Origin of the sequence: uncultured Salinicola sp., from assembly GCF_937921195.1 — a bacterium.
Classification (GTDB): Bacteria; Pseudomonadota; Gammaproteobacteria; order Pseudomonadales; family Halomonadaceae; genus Salinicola.
The window spans coordinates 1-20,664 of record NZ_CALFQK010000088.1 but is presented as its reverse complement, the minus strand read 5'-3'; the positions used below and the strand labels follow the sequence as shown (position 1 = coordinate 20,664).

Annotated in this window: 19 protein-coding genes and 1 pseudogene; 12 read left to right on the top strand and 8 right to left on the bottom strand. The window is 64.6% G+C overall.

The window, feature by feature from the left end; translation table 11 throughout:
* Positions 1-956: pseudogene (locus Q0602_RS07625) on the bottom strand (membrane-bound PQQ-dependent dehydrogenase, glucose/quinate/shikimate family); the annotation flags it as partial.
* Between the two features lie 618 nt (positions 957-1,574).
* Here Q0602_RS07625 and Q0602_RS07620 point away from each other — a divergent pair.
* The 6 genes from Q0602_RS07620 to Q0602_RS07595 all read left to right on the top strand — a co-directional run bounded on the left by Q0602_RS07620 (position 1,575) and on the right by Q0602_RS07595 (position 7,356).
* Entirely contained in the window at positions 1,575-2,696 is a 1,122-nt protein-coding gene (locus Q0602_RS07620) for a branched-chain amino acid ABC transporter substrate-binding protein (protein WP_298841127.1), read from the top strand.
* Between the two features lie 121 nt (positions 2,697-2,817).
* Positions 2,818-3,732, top strand: a complete 915-nt coding sequence (locus Q0602_RS07615) for a branched-chain amino acid ABC transporter permease (protein ID WP_110602455.1) — start codon at positions 2,818-2,820, stop codon at positions 3,730-3,732.
* A 1-nt stretch (position 3,733) separates the two neighbouring features.
* Positions 3,734-4,747: a branched-chain amino acid ABC transporter permease gene (locus Q0602_RS07610; RefSeq protein WP_295036376.1), complete on the top strand. Its 1,014-nt coding sequence runs from the start codon at positions 3,734-3,736 to the stop codon at positions 4,745-4,747.
* 9 nt (positions 4,748-4,756) lie between these two features.
* On the top strand, positions 4,757-5,533 hold the full coding sequence (locus Q0602_RS07605) for an ABC transporter ATP-binding protein (RefSeq protein ID WP_149436785.1): 777 nt from the start codon (positions 4,757-4,759) through the stop codon (positions 5,531-5,533).
* On the top strand, positions 5,533-6,300 hold the full coding sequence (locus tag Q0602_RS07600) for an ABC transporter ATP-binding protein (RefSeq protein WP_295036374.1): 768 nt from the start codon (positions 5,533-5,535) through the stop codon (positions 6,298-6,300). Before Q0602_RS07605 ends, Q0602_RS07600 begins: the two co-directional genes overlap by 1 nt.
* Before the next feature lie 18 nt (positions 6,301-6,318).
* Positions 6,319-7,356 carry a proline racemase family protein gene (locus tag Q0602_RS07595; RefSeq protein WP_298841118.1) on the top strand — a complete coding sequence of 346 codons (1,038 nt, stop codon included), beginning with the start codon at positions 6,319-6,321 and terminating at the stop codon, positions 7,354-7,356.
* A gap of 22 nt (positions 7,357-7,378) precedes the next feature.
* Here the strand turns inward: Q0602_RS07595 and Q0602_RS07590 are convergent, their stop codons facing one another.
* The 7 genes from Q0602_RS07590 to Q0602_RS07560 form a co-directional block, all read right to left on the bottom strand.
* Positions 7,379-9,442, bottom strand: coding sequence for an FUSC family protein (locus tag Q0602_RS07590; RefSeq protein ID WP_298841130.1), 2,064 nt, complete (start codon positions 9,440-9,442; stop codon positions 7,379-7,381).
* Between the two features lie 5 nt (positions 9,443-9,447).
* A complete protein-coding gene (locus tag Q0602_RS07585) occupies positions 9,448-10,446 on the bottom strand; it encodes an HlyD family secretion protein (protein WP_298841115.1) in 999 nt (332 codons plus the stop codon).
* Positions 10,446-10,664 carry a DUF1656 domain-containing protein gene (locus Q0602_RS07580; RefSeq protein ID WP_295036369.1) on the bottom strand — a complete coding sequence of 73 codons (219 nt, stop codon included), beginning with the start codon at positions 10,662-10,664 and terminating at the stop codon, positions 10,446-10,448. The genes Q0602_RS07585 and Q0602_RS07580 overlap by 1 nt, the downstream gene beginning before the upstream one ends.
* Before the next feature lie 171 nt (positions 10,665-10,835).
* Positions 10,836-12,434: a sensor domain-containing diguanylate cyclase gene (locus Q0602_RS07575; RefSeq protein WP_298841111.1), complete on the bottom strand. Its 1,599-nt coding sequence runs from the start codon at positions 12,432-12,434 to the stop codon at positions 10,836-10,838.
* Positions 12,431-12,925, bottom strand: a complete 495-nt coding sequence (locus Q0602_RS07570) for a molybdopterin-dependent oxidoreductase (RefSeq protein WP_298841108.1) — start codon at positions 12,923-12,925, stop codon at positions 12,431-12,433. The genes Q0602_RS07575 and Q0602_RS07570 overlap by 4 nt, the downstream gene beginning before the upstream one ends.
* Positions 12,926-13,008: 83 nt before the next feature.
* Positions 13,009-13,467 (bottom strand): GNAT family N-acetyltransferase, encoded by a 459-nt coding sequence (locus tag Q0602_RS07565; RefSeq protein WP_298841105.1) that lies wholly within the window; start codon positions 13,465-13,467, stop codon positions 13,009-13,011.
* Positions 13,464-14,333, bottom strand: coding sequence for an EamA family transporter (locus tag Q0602_RS07560; RefSeq protein WP_298841101.1), 870 nt, complete (start codon positions 14,331-14,333; stop codon positions 13,464-13,466). The genes Q0602_RS07565 and Q0602_RS07560 overlap by 4 nt, the downstream gene beginning before the upstream one ends.
* Before the next feature lie 223 nt (positions 14,334-14,556).
* Between Q0602_RS07560 and Q0602_RS07555 the strand changes: the two genes are divergently transcribed.
* The 6 genes from Q0602_RS07555 to Q0602_RS07530 form a co-directional block, all read left to right on the top strand.
* Positions 14,557-14,721: a hypothetical protein gene (locus Q0602_RS07555; protein WP_298841098.1), complete on the top strand. Its 165-nt coding sequence runs from the start codon at positions 14,557-14,559 to the stop codon at positions 14,719-14,721.
* Positions 14,722-14,752: 31 nt separating this feature from the next.
* Positions 14,753-15,235, top strand: a complete 483-nt coding sequence (locus Q0602_RS07550) for a DUF192 domain-containing protein (RefSeq protein ID WP_298841095.1) — start codon at positions 14,753-14,755, stop codon at positions 15,233-15,235.
* 334 nt (positions 15,236-15,569) lie between these two features.
* Positions 15,570-16,544 carry a TAXI family TRAP transporter solute-binding subunit gene (locus Q0602_RS07545; protein WP_149436804.1) on the top strand — a complete coding sequence of 325 codons (975 nt, stop codon included), beginning with the start codon at positions 15,570-15,572 and terminating at the stop codon, positions 16,542-16,544.
* Between the two features lie 351 nt (positions 16,545-16,895).
* Complete coding sequence (locus Q0602_RS07540; protein ID WP_298841092.1) at positions 16,896-19,496, top strand: TRAP transporter permease; 2,601 nt, start codon at positions 16,896-16,898, stop codon at positions 19,494-19,496.
* A gap of 118 nt (positions 19,497-19,614) precedes the next feature.
* The gene (locus tag Q0602_RS07535; protein ID WP_295036361.1) at positions 19,615-20,061 is read left to right on the top strand and encodes a DUF4385 family protein; all 447 of its coding nucleotides are present in this window, start codon (positions 19,615-19,617) and stop codon (positions 20,059-20,061) included.
* Positions 20,062-20,101: 40 nt separating this feature from the next.
* On the top strand, positions 20,102-20,664 hold a 563-nt coding region (locus Q0602_RS07530; RefSeq protein WP_298841088.1), incomplete at its 3' end, for an MOSC N-terminal beta barrel domain-containing protein.

The following is a 20,664-nucleotide window of genomic DNA, read 5'->3' as shown; positions in this document are numbered from 1 at the left end:
GACGGCTCGTCGGCCGGTGCCTGGTCGTCGCCTTCCTGCGTGGCGGTCGCCGCACTCTGTTCGCCCTGCTCATCGGCGGTCGCTGCGTCTGCGGCAGGATCGAGGCGATCTTCCGGCACTTCGTAGTAGGTCACGCCCCGGCAGGCGGCGGTATAGGGGATCGCATCCTCCGATACGACCGGATCGTAGCGCCAGTTCTCTTCACCGGTCGCGGCATCCAGGGAGATCAGGATGTTGCGGGAGGTGCACAGGAAGACGTCGTCGCCGACTTTCAGCGGCGTGGTCTCGGCGCCCCAGCGGTGATCCAGAACGTCGCCGGTGCGGTACTGCCATGCCACTTCCAGCTCACCCACGTTGTCCGGGGTGATCTGATCCGCGGGGGAGTAGCGAGTCGCTGCGGAGTCTCGACCATAGGCGGCCCAGTCCTCGTCAGCCGGCACATCGGCAGGCTGGGCGTCGCCCACGTCCGTCGAGAGGGACTCGTCGGCCACCGCCGGGACGTCCTCGAGGTGTTGATAACCGCGACCGGGAACGAACGCCAAGGCGCCCGCGACGACCAGGCCAAGAAACAGAACGCCCGCCAGTGAGAAGCCGGTCTTGCGGGACGGGCCGTCCTTGAGCGCCGGCGTGACGAGCGCTACCAGGATGGCCAGAATCAGTACGACATCCAGACGCGGAATCCAGCGCCAGTAATTCAGTCCCGACTCCCAAGCGGCCCACAAGAAGGTCCCTACGAAGACGACACCATAAATGGCGGCACCGGAAATCCTGCCGCGAAACAGTTGGATGCCGGCAATCAGCATCAATACACCGGCGACCAGGTAATACCAGGAGCCGCCCAATGTCGCTAGATAAGCGCCGCCGGCTCCCAGAGCCAGACCGACAAGCGCAACAATGATTCCGACGAGCTTGGCAAAAACGCCGCCAGCGCCGCCGGAAGAAGTCGTAGTGGCCACAGAACTCTCCCTTGAATGACATATTGAGTGCCGAGTGACAGCATACTCCGATGCGATCAATGATCCCGTGCGACAAGCTGCCGCATGGAACAAGCGTAGTCATGGTAATTGAAGCTGACGATGAATTCAGGCCGAAAGCGGCTCGGCCCGACGCCATTTGTCGGATGCAACTCTGTGGCAGGCTGGGCCGCGGGAGTGCCTTGACGCTGCCGCTGAGGGAATGCTCGGGGCGATAGCGGCGAGGGGCGTCTACCTCGCCGATGAGCCGACGGGCACTCTCGTGACGGACGATTTGGTTGGAGGCCGCGGACGTGGCCAGCCCCAGCCTCGGCCACCACGGGCTCGATGGCCTCTCACCGACCAGTCCCGAGCCGTAGGATCGGCGAGCAGTCAATGCGCGGTGGGCAGGCGTTCGATTCGAGGCCAAGCCACTCTCGATGGTGCTTGTATATTTTATACGAAAAGCCTAGTGTCTACGAAAAGCTCGGTGTCGAAACGTAACTTTTCGTGGCAGGATGAATCGACGTCGCCTGGATCCCGGCTTCGAACGGAAGGGCGCAACGCCCGACCCCTTTGCAGTACGAACAAACAATAAGCGCTGAAGGGAGTAATCGTTGTATGAACAAATTTCTCAAGCTGGTCACCGCTACGACCGTCCTCGGTCTGGCCGCGGGGTCTCTGGCCGTGGCGCAGGAAGGTCCGATCGTCATCGGTGTGCAGGCGCCGACGACCGGTTCCGAGGCGACCTACGGCAAGGACATGTTCAATGCCATATCGCTGGCCGCGGACGAGATCAACGCCGATGGCGGGCTGCTGGATGGTCGCCAGATCGAGCTGATCTCCGGGGACACCGCCTGCGATCCCCAGCAGTCGGTCAACGCAGCCAGTCGACTGGCATCGCAAGAGGTGACGGGTGTCGTGGGAGGCTACTGCTCCGGCGCGACCCAGCCGACGCTCAAGACCTACGGCGACGCCAACATCCCGTTCGTCATCGTGGCGGCCAACTCGACCCAATTGATTCCGGCCAACCCTGGCAACGCAGTGATGATCAACTCCACCGGCGACGACCAGGCCAAGACCGCGCTCGATTTCTTCGAAGGCAAGGGCATCGAGAAGTTGGCCATCGTCAACCAGGGTGATGCCTATTCGCAGGATCTGGCCAACCTGACTCGCGATGCCTGGACCGGCGCCGGCCATACCGTCTCGGCCTTCGAGTACGTCAACAAGGGCGAGCAGGACTTTTCCGCACTGGTCAACAAGATCCGCGGCTCCGGCGCCGAGGCGGTATTCTGGACGGCCTACTACGCCGACGGCGGCCTGCTGATTCGCCAGCTACGTCAGCGCGGTTTCCAGGGCACCATCGCCGTGGGTGACGGCTCCAACTCGCCGGAGCTGTTCAATATCGCCGGGCAGGCCGCCGAGGGCGTGTTCGCGTTCTCCAATCCGACGGCCGACTTCCTGCCGGCTGCCAAGCAGTTTGCCAGCGACTACCAGTCGAAATTCGGTAATGCACCAGGGCCTTACGCGCCGCTGGCCTACGATGGCATGCAGCTGATGGCCTGGGCCATCGACAAGGCCGGTTCCACCGATGGCGATGCCATCATCAAGGCGCTCAACAGTGCCGACGGCCAGGAGTGGCTGGCCGGTCCGATCTCCTTCACGCCGCAGCATACCCTGGCGCGAAGCAACTTCGTGGTGCTCGAGGGGCAGGGCGGCAAGTGGACCCGCTACGAAAAATGACGGCTGCATCACCGGTTCGGGCTTCGGCTCGAACCGGTGGTGTTGGAACGCCTCGTAGAGTGTGACCTCCACGTCGCGTTCGTCTTTCTCATCCGCTGTTCGCTGGCCAGAGACAAACGCCATGACCTGGTACGATTCTTTTCTGCAGCAGCTCGTCGACGGGCTGGTGCTGGGCTCTTTCTATGCCCTGGTGGCGCTCGGTTACACCATGGTGTTCGGTGTCATCAAGCTGCTCAACTTCGCCCACGGCGACCTCTACATGACCGGCGCCTTCGCGGGGTTCGGCGGGCTCTCCTTGGTCTCCGGCTTTCTCGGGGCCGGCTGGCTCGGCATCTTCGTCGCCATGCTGCTGGCGATGCTTGCCGTCGGCTGCCTGGGGGTGGTGATCGAGCGGGTGGCGTACCATCCGATGCTCGGCGCTCCGCGCCTGTCGATACTGATCACCGCGCTGGCGGTTTCGCTGGTACTGCAGAACGCGGCGCTGGCGCTGACCGGCGGCCAGTACACGGCCTTCAGTACCGACCTCGGCTTCGGCGGCATCAGCCTCGGCAATCTTTTCCTCTCCTACAACCAGATCGTGCTGGTGGCGGCCGCCGCCGTGCTGATGATCGCGCTCGAGCTGTTCGTCTCCAGGACGCTTTACGGACGGGCGATGCGCGCGGTCTCCATCGACAAGGACATGTGCCGGATGATGGGGATCAACGTCTCCGCCGTCATTGCGGTGACCTTCTTCATCGGTTCGGGACTGGCCGCCGCCGCAGGGACGATGGCAGGCGCCTATTACGGCAGCATCTGGTACTTCATGGGGTTTCTGATCGGATTGAAGGCCTTTACCGCCGCGGTGATCGGCGGTATCGGCAGCATCACCGGGGCGATGCTGGGTGGTCTGATCCTGGGGTTGCTGGAGTCCTTCGGTACGCACATTCCGTTCATCGGCAGCGAGTGGAAGGATGTCTTCACCTTCTCGATCCTGATCCTGGTACTGGTGTTCAAGCCCACTGGCCTGCTGGGCAAATCCGAAGTGGAGAGGATGTGACATGGACAAGCATTCGCCACCGACGCGCCCCGATGTGGACGAGCATGACGCTCACAAGACGAAACCGCGCAATCCGCTCCAGAAACTCTATGCGGCCTTCGAGTCGCCGGGGCGGCGGCGGGCGCTTCACCTCACGATCCTGGCGATCCTGATCGTCACTCCGTGGATCTCGAGTCAGTACACCACGGTCATTCTGACCAACGCGCTGCTCTACGTGGTGCTGTGCCTGGGTCTGAACATCGTGGTCGGCTACGCCGGGCTGCTCGATCTCGGCTATGCGGCCTTCTTTGCGGTGGGTGCCTATACCGTCGGTATCCTGACCCAGCAGTTCGGCGTCAATTTCTGGGCCGCGATCCCCTTTGCCCTGATGGCGGCGGCGCTCGCCGGGGTCATCATCGGCGGGCCGACCTTGCGGCTGCGCAGCGACTATCTCGCCATCGTGACCCTGGGGTTCGGCGAGATCGTGCGCTTCACCGCCCGCAACCTGGAGCTCACCGGCGGCGCCAGCGGGTTGTCGCACATCCCGGAACCGTCGCTGTTCGGCTGGCACATCGATAGCTCGATCGATTTCTATTATGTCTTCGTGGTACTGGCTGTGCTTGCCTATATCGCCAGCCAGCGGCTGTTCGACTCCCGTCTGGGCCGGGCATGGCTCTACGTGCGCCACGACGAGGATGCCGCCGAGGCGATGGGGATCAACCGGGTCGCGACCAAGCTGGCGGCCTATGTCACCGGCGCCATCTTCGGGGCCATCGGGGGGATCTTCTTCTCGGTGAACCTGGGCGCCATCTCGCCGGAGAGCTTCAGCTTCCAGCAATCCGTGCTGATTCTGCTGGCGGTGGTGCTCGGCGGCATGGGCAAGATACCCGGCGTCATCCTGGGGGCGTTCATCGTCGTGCTCGGCCCCGAGCTGCTGCGCGATTTCGGTACCCTGCGACTACTGATATTCGCCGTGCTGCTGTTGCTGATCATGCTGTTCCGGCCGAGTGGTATCTGGCCTGAAAAGAGATCCTAGGAGAAAGCGATGCTGCTGCAACTGAAACAGGTGTCGCTGAGCTTTGCCGGCAACACCGTACTGCACGACGTCGACTTCGGTGTCGACGCGGGACGTATCCATAGCCTGATCGGCCCCAATGGCGCCGGCAAGACGTCGATGTTCAACGTGATCACCGGCTTCTATCGACCCCAGCAGGGCGACATCACGCTGGATGGCGAGCGGATCGTCAAGCGCAAGCCTCATGCCGTGACCCGAATGGGCATCGCCCGGACCTTCCAGAACGTGCGGCTCTTCCGTGAGATGTCGGTGCTGGAAAATGTCATGGCGGGGCAGCACTGTCGCAGTCGGGCCGGTGCGTTGGCGGCCATTCTGCGGCTGCCGAGTCAGCGCGCCGAGGAGCGCCAGATTCTCGAGACCAGCCTCGAATGCCTCGATTTCGTCGGCCTGATGGGCCACCAGGAGCGACTGGCGACCAATCTCGCCTACGGCCACCAGCGCCGGGTCGAAATCGCCCGCGCCCTGGCCACCGAGCCCAAGCTGCTGTTGCTCGACGAGCCGGCAGCGGGCCTCAACAGCGGCGAGAAGCAGGCGCTGATCGAACTGATTCGGCGTATCCGCGACGAGCGCGGCGTTGCCGTGCTGCTGATCGAGCACGACATGAGCCTGGTGATGAATGTCTCCGAGCGCATCAGCGTGCTCGACCACGGCACTCTGATCACCGAGGGCGACCCCCATTCGGTGCAGAACGATCCCAAGGTGATCGAGGCCTATCTCGGCCAGGACGACGAGGAGCTGGCACTGTGATGCAGACCATCAACCGGACCGACGCGCCGGCAACCGGGACGCGACCGGGCAAGGTGCGTCTCGGCATCCGCGATGTCGAAGCCTTCTACGGCCAGATCCAGGCGCTGCGGGGCGTCTCGCTGGACGTCCACGAGGGGGAGATCGTGACCCTGCTGGGCAGCAACGGGGCCGGCAAGTCGACCACGCTCAAGACCATTTCCGGGCTGGTCCGGGCGCAGCGGGGCGAGGTCCAGCTCGAGGGTGAGTCGATCGCCAGGCTGGCCGCTCACGAGATCGCCCGGCGCGGCGTGGTTCACGTGCCCGAGGGAAGACGCATCCTGCGCGGGCTGACGGTCAAGGAGAACCTGGAGCTGGGCGCGTTCACGGTCAAGGACAACGCGCTGCGCCGGCAACGACTCGACGAAGTCTACGGGCTCTTCCCGATCCTGCACGAGCGCCGCCATCAGGATGGTTCGCTGCTCTCCGGCGGCCAGCAGCAGATGCTGGCGATGGGGCGCGCCTTGATGCACGGCCCCAGCGTGATGCTGCTCGACGAGCCCTCGATGGGGCTGGCGCCCAAGCTTGTAACCGACATCATGCGCATCATCAAGCGGCTCAACGAGGCTGGCACCACGATTCTGCTGGTCGAACAGAACGCGCGCCTGGCGTTGCGCCTGGCGCATTACGCCTACGTGATCGAGAACGGTGAGATTCGGATGCAGGGCGCGGCTGCCGAGCTTCGCCAGGACGAGTCGATCGTGAAGGCTTATCTGGGCGTTGGCGAGTAGCAGGCTCGGGAGTATCGAATGCAGACAAGTCGTGTGATTCACAGCGTCAGCTGTCATGCCGAAGGCGAAGTGGGGGACGTCATCGTTGGCGGGGTGACGCCGCCGCCCGGCGACACGCTGTGGGCGCAGTCGCGCTGGATCGCTCGCGACCGGACCCTGCGCGACTTCATGCTCAACGAGCCGCGTGGCGGCGTCTTCCGCCACGTCAACCTGCTGGTACCGGCCAAGGATCCCCGCGCGCAGATGGGCTGGATCATCATGGAGCCGGAAGACACGCCGCCGATGTCCGGTTCCAACAGCTTGTGCGTGGCGACCGTACTGCTCGAGACCGGCATCCTTCCCATGCAGGAGCCGGAAACCCATCTCGTGCTCGAGGCCCCCGGTGGCGTGATAGAAGTCGTGGCGCGCTGCGAAAGTGGCCGCGTCCTCGACGTCACCGTGCGCAACCTGCCGGCCTTCGTCGACCAGCGGGACCTGCAACTGGAGGTCCCGGGGCTGGGCACGCTGCGCGTCGATACGGCTTTCGGCGGCGACAGCTTCGTGATCGTCGACGCCGAGGATCTCGGCTTCCGGCTGTTGCCGGACGAGGCGCGGGAGTTGGTCGAAGCCGGCATCCGCATCACCAATGCGGTCAACGACCAGTTCGGATTCCACCATCCCGCCAATCCCGACTGGCGGCACGTCTCGTTCTGCCAGATCGCCGCACCGCTGACGCGGGAGGGCGACGCCTGGCTCGGACGCAATACGGTGGCGATCCAACCCGGCAAGCTCGACCGTTCGCCCACCGGTACCGGCTGTTCGGCGCGCATGGCGTTGCTGCACGCCCAGGGCAAACTCGGATTGAACGAGACCTTCATCGGCGAATCGATCATCGATTCACGATTTGTCTGCCGACTCGACGGGACCACGCGCGTCGGCGACGTGGCAGCGGTAACGCCGCTGATCCGCGGGCGCGCTTTCATCACCGGCACCCACCAGCACACCCTCGATCCGCAGGATCCGTGGCCTGGCGGCTACCGGCTTGCCGACACCTGGCCACGAATCGGCGGGATGTGAGACGCCGGACCGCCGGTCACGATCAGGGGGTGGCGGGTTCGGGCTGTCGGTCGGGCTTGATATGCGGCCGCTCGGCCATGATGCGACCCAGCCGTTCCAGTGCCAGTTCGAGACGCTCCACCAGCCCCTCCAGTAGCACGCGGCGATCGGCGGGAACGTCGCCATGCTCGGCAATGGCTTCGTTCAGGCGCTTGCCCGCCTCGCGAATGCCTTGCGGCTGGCGGCCATTGGCGCTCTCCTCGAAGCCGCTGGCCAGCGCCCGCAGCAACTGGCGGTGGGCACGCCGGATCACCGGATGCCGGGCGTCGTCGAGTCGATCCCGCAGGCGCAGCGTCGCCGTCCCCAGGTCCAGGCCGGTCAAGCCGAGGATGAACAGGTGGCGCTGGTCTTCGGGCAACATGTCGTCGTGCTGCGCCAACTGCAGTATGCGATCGGCCATGTGGCCGCTGAAGCGGGTCTCGGCATCGCGGATCGAACGTCGCCGCAGCTGGTGGATATCTCTGGAGATGGCGTTGATCAGGCGGCGCCGGCGCAGCCGCGTACCCAGCCCGGGCAGCAGCCGGAAACCCATCACCACGCAGGTCAGGCCGATGATGACGGCGACAGCGCGATTGGCGAAGCTGTCGAAGGAGAAGTCCATGTTGTTGCCGGGCATGGTCAGCAGGATGTTGAAAATCGTGAAGGCCAGGCAGTAGCCCATCGTCGCCGGATTGGTCGCGCCCAGCAGCCCCAGGAACAGCGGCGTGCCGAACAGTATCGCCAGCATCGGAAAACCGTTGGCCTGCGACAGCAGTACGTGGCCGAACAGGAACGCACTGGGGATGGCGGCAAGCATGCCCTTGTAGAACATCATGGTGATCGCGACCGGATTGTCGCGGCTGGCGAAGAACGACGAGAACAGCGTGCCCAGCAGCATGGCGACCATGGCGCTGTTCCAGGCGGTGAGAATCCAGAAGGTGGCCAGCGCGCCGAACACCAGGCCGGAGCGCAGCGCGTTGATACCGGCGGCGAGATGATCGCGATGCCAGGCCAGAGAGGTCGAGCGCAGCTTGTGGGTGCCGGGCGAGGCAATCGCCTCGCGGGCATCCAGCATCACCATGGCGTGGCCGATCGATTCCCGCATCCCCAGCCGGGCGCGACGGTCCAGCGGTGCCATGTCCTCTTCATCGCTTTCGTGCACGAGGTGGCGAAGCTCCTGGAGCTCCTGCCGCGCCTTGGGCACGCCCTTGACGTGCTCCGCCTCGCGGAAACCCTGAGCGACCTGCCATGCGATCTCGACGCTGCGGGGGGCCAGCTTGTCGGCGTGATCGTGCAGCATCTGGTGCAGCGCCTGGAGATTGGCCAGGAAGCGCAGCGTTCGTCGGGTCAGCACGTGGGTGGCGCGGATTCGGCCCGGCCCCTCCGGCCCTTCGAAGCGTGCCGCCTGGCTGTCCGTCTCCAGCACCGTCAACGGGCCGAGGCTGCCTCGCAACGCCTTCTGCATGGCGGGGATGTCGTCGCTCGCCTCCAGGCGCAGGGCGGCATTCTCGAACGCTTCGTTGATGACGGTGTCGGCCTGCGACGAGAGATGCTTGCCGACCCGGGACGGCCACAGCAGCGAACTGACCAGGGTGGCGCAGATGGCGCCCAGGCCCAGCTCCGAAAGCCGCGCCACCGCGATGTCGAAGATGCCGCCGGGCGTGCTGCCGCTGGAGATCACCACGATCAGCATGGCGGTGACGGCCGCCATCAGGCAGCCGTAGGTATAGTTGTTGCGCCACAGCGAGCCGACGTAGGTGCACAGCATGATCCATAGCGTCAGGGAGATCAGCGCCGGGATTCTGGCCTGGGCGAAAAGCGCCATGATGGCGATGCCCGCCACGGCGCCGATGAAGGTACCGCTGATCTGGCAGATGCCTTTCTCGATCACCATGCCGCTCATCGGCCGAATCTGCAGAAAGGCGGCCGAAATCAGCGCCCAGTAGGGGCGGTCGAGATTGAACCAGAGTGCCAGGTAGAGCGCGATCATCATCGCCACGGTCGTCTTGATGGCGAACTTGACCGCCGTGGCGTCGGGCATCAGGTAAGTCTTGACGAGCGGCGGCATGGTGCTCACTGCGGCGCTTCGGCGGCGTTCTCTGCCGGAATCTCACCGGGCGACTGCGCCTGCTCCGTCGGTCGCCGATCGGCCGGCCGGCTGGTCGGCGTGGCGGTGCTGGCGGGTTCCCTGGCGTGCTCGGCCGGATGATCGTCGTCCGCATGCTGAACTCTGACCGTCGCGGTCATCCCGGCGCTGAGCAGCGTCTCGTCCGGGATATCGTCCAGAGTGACACGAACCGGAATGCGCTGAGCCAGTCGTACCCAGTTGAAGGTCGGCTGGACCTGCGGCAACAGCTGATTGTTGAGAGTGGTGTTGGTGTCGGCGATCCCGCGGCCGATCCCGGCGACATGGCCACGCAGGTGGGTGTCGCCGTTCATCAGAATCACCTCCGCCGGGTCGCCGACGTCGATGGAGGACATCTTGGTCTCCTCGAAATAGCCCATGACGTAGTAGGAGTCAGACTGCACCAGCGCCATCACCGGGGTACCGCGAGTCACGTAGTTGCCGGCGGCCAGCTGCAGATTGAGCACATGACCGTTGATCGGTGCCACGATGCGGGTGCGCTCCAGATCGAGCTTGGCGCTGGCGAGATCGGCCTGGGCCTGCTTGAGATTGGCGGCGGCGACGCGACTGTTGATCTGGGCGATCTGACGATCCTCCGCGCTGATCGAGCGGCTGCTCAGCTGATTGCGACGCTGGGCTTCCGTCTGGCGCAGCTGGAGGGTGGCCTCGCGGTTCTCCACCGTGGCCTGGGCCTGATCCAGGGCCGCCTGATAGCGCGCGGGATCGATTTCGAACAGCGTATCGCCCTGGGCGACGAAGCCGGTGTCGTTGACGTTCAGCGTGCGGACCCAACCGGAAACGTCCGGGGCGATGGTGACGACCTCCGCGCGCACGCGGGCATCACGCGTCCAAGGCGTGAAGAGGTAGTAGTTCCATAGCCAGATGCCGGCGGCCACGGCGATCGCGACGACGACGAGGGTCATGAGGATACGTAGCGAATTGCGCATCAAGTACTCTCGAGCAGGACGGAAAACAGAAAAGTGATACCGGCAGTGAACAGCACGAACAGCGAGACGTCGAACCAGGCTTCGTACCACAGCGCGCGCTGCCCGACCACCCAGTGCAGCAACGAGCGCAGGATGATGGTCGCGACGAAGCCGAGCAGGGCATAGAGCAGCAAGGGGCTGATGAAGATTCCGCCAACGGCGATTTCCTGTATACCCATAGGTTCCCTGTGGCGATGGTGTGGCGAGCGGTTAATGTTAGCACGCTATTTAAGTCGTTGTCAGAACGTGCATCCCGAGCGTGACGTCCGTCGAACAAGCCTGGGCCTGTTCATACTATACGCTGTGAGCCGGCCTCGCCGCTCGCGGCGTCGTTGCACGGTGATGGTGGCTCAAATCTCGTCGAGCGCCGGGGGAGCCAGCTCGACGGGAGGCAGATGGCAACACCGATTGCGACCTTCCGCCTTGGCCCGGTAGAGCGCGCGATCGGCTCGCATCATCAGGCTCTTGAGACTATCGCTTTCGTGGCGCTGGGTGAGGCCGATACTCAGCGTCATCGACAGCGTTATGTGGTCATCCACCATCAACTCGGCTTCGGCGACGGCGGCGCGCAAGCGTTCGGCCATCAGAGCGGCGGCTTCGAGGGACACGCCCGAGAGCACGACGGCGAACTCCTCGCCACCGATGCGACCGAGCAGGGCGTCGTCCTGCATCAGCGCTTCGAGCTGGTGGGCCAGCGCGCGTAGCGCCTGATCCCCTATCGGATGGCCATATTCGTCATTGATCCGCTTGAAGTGGTCAATATCGATCAACAGTACGCTCAGCGGGGCGCGCCGGTCCCGGCGCAGTTGCGTCACCGCGGCACGCAGCAGCGCTCGCCGGTTGTAGAGGCCGGTCAGGGCGTCGGTGGAGGCCAGCTGCTGTAGCTCGTGCTCCATCGCCTTGCGCCGGGTGATGTCGAGACTCCAGATCAGCCACGCGGATTGGGCATGAATGCGCAACGGCCTCGCGCTCAGCAGGGCCCAGTAAGGCGAGCTCGGGCAGAGCCGCGCCTCCATCTGATGCACGGTCTCCCCGCGGCTCAGTCGCGCCACGAGCTGTCGATAGTCGTCGCCATTGTCGAACAGCGCCTCGAGGTGGAAGTCCTCGGCACGCCGGGTGCCCGTCTGGGTCAGCAGGTCGTCGCTCACGTAGAACACCCGTCGCTGGTCGGCGCTGATCAGGGTGACGTCGCTCGGCGTCGAGTCGAGAATCGTACGCAGTAGCGCCTCGCGCTCGTGCAGCAGGCGTGTGCGACTTTGAACGCGACGCTCCAGCGAGCTGTTGAGCGCCTGCAGTTCTCCGGCAAGGCGTCGTGAGCGCCGCTGTGAGCTCAGGATGCGTAGCGCGAGGATGAGGCAGCCACAGGCCAGCAGCACCAGCGTGACGGTGAGCCAGTGAAACGTTTGCTGCAGCGCTTGGCGCTCCCTGTCGAGCTGCGCCGCGACGGCGATATTGGAGACGACGATCAGATCGTGCGCCGGACGCAACTGCGCCGGCAGCTCGGCCAGCATGTCGGCGGCCACGCGCCTGGCGCCGGCCTGGTCCTGCCAGTTCAACCGCTCCATCCAGCCCGCGCTGAGCGCGTCGAGACGCTCGATCGTCTCGTGCACTTCGGGCCTGGGTTGCGGCAGATAGTCGAAGACGGGGGTGTGGCGGAAAGGATCGAGAGTGTTGCGCATGACGCCCAGGCGCAGGATCAGCGAGGTGGCGCCGGCCCGGCCGTCATCGACGGCGCGGGCGGTGTCGAGCAGACGCTGTAGCTCCGAGCGCAACTGGTAGCTCTGCCACACTTCGGTGTGCAGGCCGGGGGAGGCGTAGTCATCGCCTTTCTCCGAGATCAGCCTGAGCCCCGCAAGCGCGGCGACGATCATGGCGGCGGCGAGCGCGATCAGCAGCATGACCGGCCAGCGCCGGCCCTTGCCGGCCCCGGCGACGTCTGGTCCGGTCACTGTAGCTGCAGTTCGCTCAGTTGCCATACGGTGCGGCTGTAGTAGGTGCGCTCGTGGAGTTCGGGGTAGTCGGTATAGGGATACATGACGACCAGCGGCCCGTAACGGTCGACGGCGAGATAGTGGCCGTTTCGGCGGTAGGCGACGATGGGGTCGTAGTGCTCCAGGTCCGAACGGGGAATGATGTCGCTGTAGTCGTCGAGGCCCACGGCGAGCATCCTGTCGGGGGCGGCGATCGACCGGCTTTCCAGCAGGGCGTTCAACGACACCCCCGACCAGCGAGCCTCGGGATCGCTGGTGTCCGGGATCGAGCCAGTGACCTCGCGGCTGGGCAACGCTTCCAGGCTGGATAGCGTGAACGACGCCAGCGCCCGGCCGTGGGAATCGACGATCTTCAGCAGTGGCATGTCCGCGGGGTAGGGCGGCTCCTCCGCCCTTGCCGGCAGTGACGACAACGCGATCAGTACTCCGAGGATGAGTGGTCGCAACATGATGGCTATTCCCGGGCTTTCTTGTGTTATCGGCGGGGCGACGGTTTTCTGGATCGTTGTCCTGGCGTCTCCGGCACCCTGTGTCAGGCGTTGGCGTCGGCTACCAGGATGCGGGAGAACTTGACGATCTCGTCGCGGCGATCGTCCCACCCCAGATGATGCCAGAAACGGTGGGCATCGCGGTTGTCCGCCAGGGTGTCGAGATGCACTTTCTCGATTCCCGCTGCCAGCAGTGCCGCCAGGCAGCGATCGACCATCGCTCGTGCCACTCCCAGATGACGATAGTCCGGGTCGACCATGACATGCTGCAGGTAGCCGCGGCGGCCGTCGTGTCCCGCCATGGCGCAGCCCACGATGCCGCTTCCGACGGCAGGCCGCGCGACGAAGCTCAGCCCGGGATTTCGCGCGAGATAGCGCTGCGTTGCCGCGTAACCATCGGCATTTCTGAGCACCACGCCCGGGGTGCGCGACATCATCGCGGCGAAGTCCGCGTGATCGTCGATGGTCATGGGCAGGATGTCGGGCATCGGAATGGAGTTCATGGGGCGGGACTCGATCTGCGGTGGCGACTGAAGCGAATGTTGATGACGGCCAGCCCGGCGACGACCATGGCGCCGCCGGCGACCTTGTTGATACCCAGCGGGTCGTCGAGCAGCCATACGCCGAGAATGACGGCGAAGACCGGCATCAGCAGGGTCAATGGCACGACGCGGCTGACGGGATGCTTTTGCAGGAGCCGGTACCAGAGTCCATAGGCGGCGATCGATGACATCACGGCGGTGTACACCACCGCGCCCCAGCCGGCCAGACCGGCGTTCTGCAGGGCGTGCCACTGGTCGTCCTCGAATAGCCAGCTGCCTGCAGCGACCAGCGGTATCGCGAACAGCGAGATCCAGCCGGTCATGGTCAACGGGGCGATCGGCGGCGCGAGTTTGATGATCATGGTCGAGACGGCCCAGAACAGGGCGCTGGCGAGGAGCAGGGCGGTCGAGGCCGGCGGCGGCAGTGATGGCCCCCCGGCCAGGACGACGACACCCCCGAAGGCGAGAATCAAGCCGAAGATTCGCCGCGGACCAAGCTTCTCCTTGAGGAAGATCGCGGCCAGCAGCGTGGCAAAGGGCGTACCCATCTGCACCAGCAGGGCGCCGGTGCCCGCCTCCGAGTGCTGGAGGCCAAGGAACAGCAGCGGGAAGTGCAGGCCGCCGAAGGTGACGGCCAGCAGCAGGATCCAGGCGAGCTGCTGGCGCGAGATACGAGTGAACGGCACGATCAGCACGGCGACCAGCATGAAGCGGAGTACCGTCACCAGCAGCGGCGGCAGATCCTCGATCCCGAGCTTGATCACGATGATATTGAAGGCCCAGATGGCAATGATGCCCAGGCCGATCAGCAAGTCCTTCAGGGGCACGTACAGTACTCGTCGTTGAAAGGCGTCGTCGACATTGGCGCCGGATGGCCCATTGTCCCAGCGGCTCCAGCGAGAGCAAGGTTATTTTGCTCCCCGGGGACTTCGACGGCAGCGCGCCGGGCAGGGAAGTCGGCTTCCTCATTGCGATGAATGCGTTACCCTACGCTAGGCTGGACCATACTCCCTGCCACTTCCGCCGCCTTTGCACTCGAGAGTCCAATCCATGATCAAGGGAATCATCTTCTGCGTCTGTTTTCTCTTCGCCCAGTTGTTCGTGCTGTCCTACATCGATCACCGACACGGGAGCGGCGAATCCGCCACGCGTCAGGTGACCACGGCGCAGAACAGCCAGCGTCAGCGTGAGTCCGACGACGAGGAGCAGGCTTGACGGTCGGCCTGGCCATCAGGGAGGGAGAGGCATGGTATCGAGAGCCGTAGTTCACGCCACCTGGGTGTTGTCGACGCTGGTCACGATGCCGGTCTGGGGGGAGGCGCCGTCGCGCCAGGCGCTGGCCCTCGACAATGGCGAACGCACCTACACGCTCCAGGTCGAGGTCGCCGAGACCCCGCAGCAGCGTTCACGAGGCCTGATGGAGCGCGATTCGCTGCCCGCCGACGCCGGGATGCTGTTCCTGTACGGCGCCGAACAGCCGGCGACGAGCGCCTATTGGATGTATCGAACGCGAATTCCGCTGGATATCGCCTTCATCGACGGGGAGGGCGTGATACGCTCGCTGAAGACCATGTCTCCCTGCCGCGCCGAGTCGTCGAGTCGATGCCCCGTCTACCCGGCGGGGGCGCGCTTCCGGGCCGCACTGGAAGCCAATGCCGGCTACTTCGCCGAACGCCGGATCGAGGTGGGCGATCGTATCGAGCTGGCGCCCTGGATCCAGTCGCCGTGATGCGCATTCGCTTCCGGCATGAGTCATTCCGATAATGGTGGTCAGAGGCGGCACACGCCGCGGGACCACCGGGAACGCGCCCAGTGACGCCGTTCGGGAATGGACCCATGGGCCGGTTCTTGCCCGAGAAGGCGGAATCCGTCTCTTCCGACGGTTTTTCCGGCCAAAAACTCGCTATATGATGGCGCGCCGTCGGGGATAAGTTATGTTGCAATGGGTAAGTCACGGGCACGGTGCGATCTGAATCACACCCTGACGCACGCCGGTCGGCCTGTTGTCTTCGCGATCGGAACGCCGATCAACACAATAAACGGGAAAAATTCGAGGTATGCGCATGAAACGCCACGCATTAACCGCAGCCGTTCTCTCCTCCGCCCTGATGGGCGCCGTATCGATCTCCACGCCGGCCATGGCGCAGGATCAGCAGTACATCACCATCGGCACCGGCGGTCAGACAGGGGTCTACTACGTCGTCGGTCAGTCCGTCTGCCGGATGGTCAACCGCAGCGCCGAGGAGAGTGGCATTCGGTGTAACGCGCCGTCCACCGGGGGCTCCGTTGCCAACATCAACGGCATCAAGTCCGGCGAACTGAACATGGGGGTCGCGCAGTCCGACGTGCAGTTCAACGCCTACAACGGCAAGGCGCAGTTCGACCAGCCGATGGAGAACCTGCGCTCGGTCTTCTCGCTCCACGGCGAGCCGCTGACCATCCTGGCGCGCAAGGATGCCGACATCAACTCCATCCAGGACCTGAAGGGCAAGCGCGTCAATATCGGTAATCCGGGCTCCGGCCAGCGCGCCACCATGGAAGTGCTGATGGATGCGGAAGGCTGGGACACCAGCGTCTTCTCGCTCTCCTCCGAGCTGGGTGCCGCCGAGATGGCCTCCGCGCTGGCCGACAACAACATCGATGCCATGGCCTACGTGGTCGGTCACCCCAACGGCGCCATCCAGGAAGCGACCACCACCGTCGCCTCCAACCTGGTCCCGTTGAACGACGATGCCGTCAAAGGGCTGGTCGACGAGTTCCCCTACTACAGCATGTCCACCATCCCGGGCGGCATGTACGAGGGTAACCCGGACGACGTCGAGACCTTCGGTGTCCGCGCGACCTTCGTGACGTCCGCCGACGTCGACGACGAGGTCGTCTACCAGACGGTCAAGGCCGTGTTCGACAACTTCGATCGCTTCAAGCGCCTGCACCCCGCGTTCGCCAACCTGACGCCGGAAGACATGATCAGCCAGGGCCTCTCCGCCCCGCTGCATGAAGGTGCCAAACGCTACTACAAGGAGCAGGGCTGGCTGTAACGGCTCGACGTCATTCTCGATAGACGTCGTTGACACTCTGGCGCGGTGGTTGTCTGCAACCGCCGCGCCGTTGGATGGAATCCCCGCGACGATGATCGTCGCATCGAATCAGGCGTGAACCGATAATCGTGTCGATGTCGGTTCACTCACCGGTCGCCAGGGGCGCCGGGCCCTTCCTCGAGTGAGAGAGTTTGAGGGGCAGTATTTTGCAAAACAGCGAACGGAACGCCGAAGGCGAGATATCAGCGCGTGGCGGACAAGCCTTGCCGGGCTGGCGCTCCGGTTTTTCGTTGCGCAACGATTCGCTCGCGCAGGCAATGATTCAGTGTTTCCTCATGTCAGGATCTGCTCATGACCGATAACAAGACTTCCGGCCCCGATCAGGCCAAGCTGGAAGAACTGGCCGCGACCGATACCGGTGGTCGCAAACTGACCGGAACGCCCAACCGCATCCTGCTCGGTGTGGCGGCGCTGTGGTCGCTGTTCCAGCTCTGGATCGCCTCGCCGCTTCCCTTCATTGTCGGATTTGGTGTCTTCAGCGCCACCGAGGCGCGTTCCATTCACCTGGCCTTTGCCGTTTTCCTGGCCTTCATGGCCTATCCGGCGTTCAAGCGCTCGCCGCGGGAGCGCATGCCGATCCTCGATTGGGTGATGGCCTTGGTCGGGGCGTTCTGCGCCTCCTACCTCTACTTCTTCTACGCCCAGCTGTCCCAGCGCCCCGGTGCGCCGATTCTGCAGGACGTGATCGTCGGCGTGGTGGGGATCGTGCTGCTGCTCGAGGCGACACGCCGCGCGCTCGGCCCGCCGCTGATGATCATCGCGCTGGTCTTCCTGGTCTATTCGCTGGCGGGACCCTACATGCCGGGAATCCTGGCCCATCGTGGCGTCAGCTTCTCCGGGCTGGTCAACCACCAGTGGCTGACCACGCAAGGGGTGTTCGGCATCGCGCTGGGGGTCTCCACCAGCTTCGTGTTCCTGTTCGTGCTGTTCGGTGCGCTGCTCGACAAGGCGGGGGCCGGCAACTACTTCATCAAGGTCGCGTTCTCGCTGCTGGGACACTACCGCGGTGGCCCGGCCAAGGCCGCCGTGGTCTCCTCCGGCCTCACCGGCCTGATTTCCGGTTCCTCCATCGCCAATACCGTGACCACCGGGACCTTTACCATTCCGATGATGAAGCGCGTCGGCTTCAGCGCCACCAAGGCGGGTGCGGTGGAGGTCTCCTCGTCCGTCAACGGTCAGATCATGCCGCCGGTGATGGGCGCGGCGGCGTTTCTGATGGTCGAGTATGTCGGCATTCCCTACATCGAAGTGATCAAGCACGCCTTCGTCCCCGCGGTGATCTCCTACATCGCGCTTCTGTACATCGTGCACCTCGAGGCGATGAAGGCCGGGATGCAGGGACTGCCCAGCGGCAACCCGCAGCGGCCCTGGCTCAACAAGATCCTCGGCTTCCTGACCGGGCTGGTCGGCATCATGGCGCTGGCGTTCGCCGTCTACTACGGCATCGGCTGGCTCAAGCCGGCGCTGGGCGATTCGGCTTCCTGGGTCATCGCCCTGGGCGTCGGCGCCATCTATATCGCACTGCTGAAGATCGGCTCCCGCTACCCGGAGCTGGAAGTGGACGATCCTTCGCAGGAGATCACCCAACTGCCGCGCACCAAACCCACCGTGATGGTGGGGCTTCACTACATCCTGCCGGTGATCGTGCTGGTGTGGTGTCTGATGGTGGAGCGGCTGTCGCCGGGCCTGTCGGCGTTCTGGGCCACCGCCTTCATGATCTTCATCATCCTGACGCAGCGGCCGGTCGACGCACTCTTCCGCGGCAAGAGCGAACTGGCCAGCGACATCAAGCGTGGCGGCATGGACCTGTGGGACGGGCTGATCGATGGCGCCCGCAACATGATCGGCATCGGTATCGCCACCGCGACCGCGGGAATCATCGTCGGCGCCGTCGCGCAGACCGGGGTCGGCCTGGTGCTGGCGGACCTGGTCGAAACGCTGTCGATGGGCAACCTGCTGCTGATGCTGCTGCTCACCGCGGTGCTCAGCCTGATCTTGGGCATGGGGCTGCCGACCACCGCCAACTACATCGTGGTCTCCGCCTTGCTGGCGCCGGTGATCGTGCAGCTGGGCGAGCAGAACGGTCTGATCGTGCCGCTGATCGCGGTCCACCTGTTCGTGTTCTACTTCGGCATCATGGCCGACGTCACGCCGCCGGTGGGGCTGGCCTCGTTCGCGGCGGCGGCGATCTCCGGCGCGGACCCGATACGAACGGGCTTCCAGGCGTTCTACTACAGCCTGCGAACGGCGGCGCTGCCCTTCCTGTTCATCTTCAACACCGATCTGCTGCTGATCAATGTCGACTGGCTTCACGGCCTCATCATCTTCATCGTGGCAACGGTGGCGATGCTGATCTTCGCGGCGGCGACGCAAGGGTTCATGCTGGTCAGGAGTCGCTGGTACGAGAGCCTGCTGCTGTTGCTGGTCGCCTTCACGCTGTTTCGCCCCGGCTTCTGGATGGACATGGTCGATGCGCCTTACGAGGAGGTGCCGCCGGCGCAATTCGAACAGGCGCTGGGCGAGATCGGCCCTGACGATCACCTGATGACGCGGATCGAGGGACTCGATGCCTACGGCTCGCCGACCAGCTTCGTGATCCAGGTGCCGGCGACGGAGGGGGAGACCGGTACCGAGCGGCTGCAGAGCCTGGGCCTGCATCTGATGCAGGAAGACGGCAAGACGCTGGTGGACATGACCGATTTCGGCAGTCAGGCGGAAAAGCTGGGCTTCGATTTCGATCAGCAGATCGTCTCGGTGCGTGTCCCCGCCTCGCAAATGCCGAAGGAGCTGATGTGGATCCCGGCGCTGCTGATGTTCGGGCTGGTCGTCGCGCTCCAGCGGCGTCGCCGGGGGCCCACGGCCGGCAAACCCGAGCGACTGGCGACCGCCTGACGCCGGGCCGGGCCCGTGTCGATATGACGGCCGTCTCTCGCGAGGCGGTCGTTTTTCATCCCGGGGTCGTCATCGCGCCGTCGGCGATGACGTCGTCTTGACCAGAAGCGAGGTGATCGTGAGTTTTCCCGACGCATCCATCGATTATCGCCAGCATCCCGAATGCTACCGTATCGGCCATGGCGAACGCGGCGTCTTCCATGTCCAACCCTACAAGGATGAACTGCTGCCGCTGTGGGCGATTCGCAACGAGGCCGATGCCAGGCAGGCGGTCCGCGATCTCTCCGCGCGGTTTCGCGACTATCGTGAACGCGGCGATTTCGTGGGCATGGACATGACGCGCAAGTACCTGCAAATGGGCTATACCCGCGCGAGACGCTACGCGCGCTACCCCGGCGGGCGCAAGAAGGACGCCGCGGGGCGCCTGCGACGACCGGGCAACGCCGATGCCGAGAAGGCCCGCATCGCCGAGCACTATCGTGACAAGCTGGATCAGGTGCGTGCCGATGACGCTTACCAGCAGGCCAAGCGAGAGTATCAGCGTCGCCTGAAAGCCAGGCGTTAATTCCACCGGATTCAAGTAAATCTTCTGACAGGAGCCCGTCGTGCCCACGCTTGCCACCATCCATCGTTATCCGATCAAGTCCACCGCGGGCTCGTCCCTGCAACGTGCCCGAGTCGAGGAGGAAGGCCTTGTCGGCGACCGCCGGTTCATGGTGGTCAGGCCCGACGGCACCTTTCTGACCGCGCGAACGCATCCCGGGCTTCAGCGAGTCCGGGCGCAGTTCGACGGCGAGCGCCTGACCTTGACCCACGATGTCCTGCCCCCGGTGGATGTGGCCCGCCGGGAGTTCTCGGGGCATCCCTTCGATACCCAGGTGTGGGCCGACCCTGTCACCGCCACCACCACGCATGCCTCCCTCGATGAGTGGTTCAGTGACGCCGCGGGCGAACCGGCGCGGCTGCTGTGGCTGGGCGAGCGGTCCCCGCGCTACCGGGACGCGATCGGTGTCAGAGTCAGTTTCGCCGACGGCTACCCGCTGTTGCTGATCTCCGAGGCCTCGCTGGAGGATCTCAACGCCCGTACCGATGGCACGCACGTCATGGCGCAATTCCGGCCCAACCTCGTCGCGACCGGCACCGAGCCCTACGCCGAGGATGGCTGGAA

Excerpts from the sequence above, each read along its gene's own strand:
- Q0602_RS07565 (WP_298841105.1), bottom strand. The coding sequence starts at position 13,467 with ATGAACTCCATTCCGATGCCCGACATCCTGCCCATGACCATCGACGAT.
- Q0602_RS07550 (WP_298841095.1), top strand. The coding sequence starts at position 14,753 with ATGGTATCGAGAGCCGTAGTTCACGCCACCTGGGTGTTGTCGACGCTG.
- Q0602_RS07570 (WP_298841108.1), bottom strand. The coding sequence starts at position 12,925 with ATGTTGCGACCACTCATCCTCGGAGTACTGATCGCGTTGTCGTCACTG.
- Q0602_RS07610 (WP_295036376.1), top strand. The coding sequence starts at position 3,734 with ATGGACAAGCATTCGCCACCGACGCGCCCCGATGTGGACGAGCATGAC.
- Q0602_RS07590 (WP_298841130.1), bottom strand. The coding sequence starts at position 9,442 with ATGCCGCCGCTCGTCAAGACTTACCTGATGCCCGACGCCACGGCGGTC.
- Q0602_RS07585 (WP_298841115.1), bottom strand. The coding sequence starts at position 10,446 with ATGCGCAATTCGCTACGTATCCTCATGACCCTCGTCGTCGTCGCGATC.
- Q0602_RS07540 (WP_298841092.1), top strand. The coding sequence starts at position 16,896 with ATGACCGATAACAAGACTTCCGGCCCCGATCAGGCCAAGCTGGAAGAA.
- Q0602_RS07600 (WP_295036374.1), top strand. The coding sequence starts at position 5,533 with ATGCAGACCATCAACCGGACCGACGCGCCGGCAACCGGGACGCGACCG.
- Q0602_RS07580 (WP_295036369.1), bottom strand. The coding sequence starts at position 10,664 with ATGGGTATACAGGAAATCGCCGTTGGCGGAATCTTCATCAGCCCCTTG.
- Q0602_RS07620 (WP_298841127.1), top strand. The coding sequence starts at position 1,575 with ATGAACAAATTTCTCAAGCTGGTCACCGCTACGACCGTCCTCGGTCTG.
- Q0602_RS07605 (WP_149436785.1), top strand. The coding sequence starts at position 4,757 with ATGCTGCTGCAACTGAAACAGGTGTCGCTGAGCTTTGCCGGCAACACC.
- Q0602_RS07555 (WP_298841098.1), top strand. The coding sequence starts at position 14,557 with ATGATCAAGGGAATCATCTTCTGCGTCTGTTTTCTCTTCGCCCAGTTG.
- Q0602_RS07545 (WP_149436804.1), top strand. The coding sequence starts at position 15,570 with ATGAAACGCCACGCATTAACCGCAGCCGTTCTCTCCTCCGCCCTGATG.
- Q0602_RS07615 (WP_110602455.1), top strand. The coding sequence starts at position 2,818 with ATGACCTGGTACGATTCTTTTCTGCAGCAGCTCGTCGACGGGCTGGTG.
- Q0602_RS07595 (WP_298841118.1), top strand. The coding sequence starts at position 6,319 with ATGCAGACAAGTCGTGTGATTCACAGCGTCAGCTGTCATGCCGAAGGC.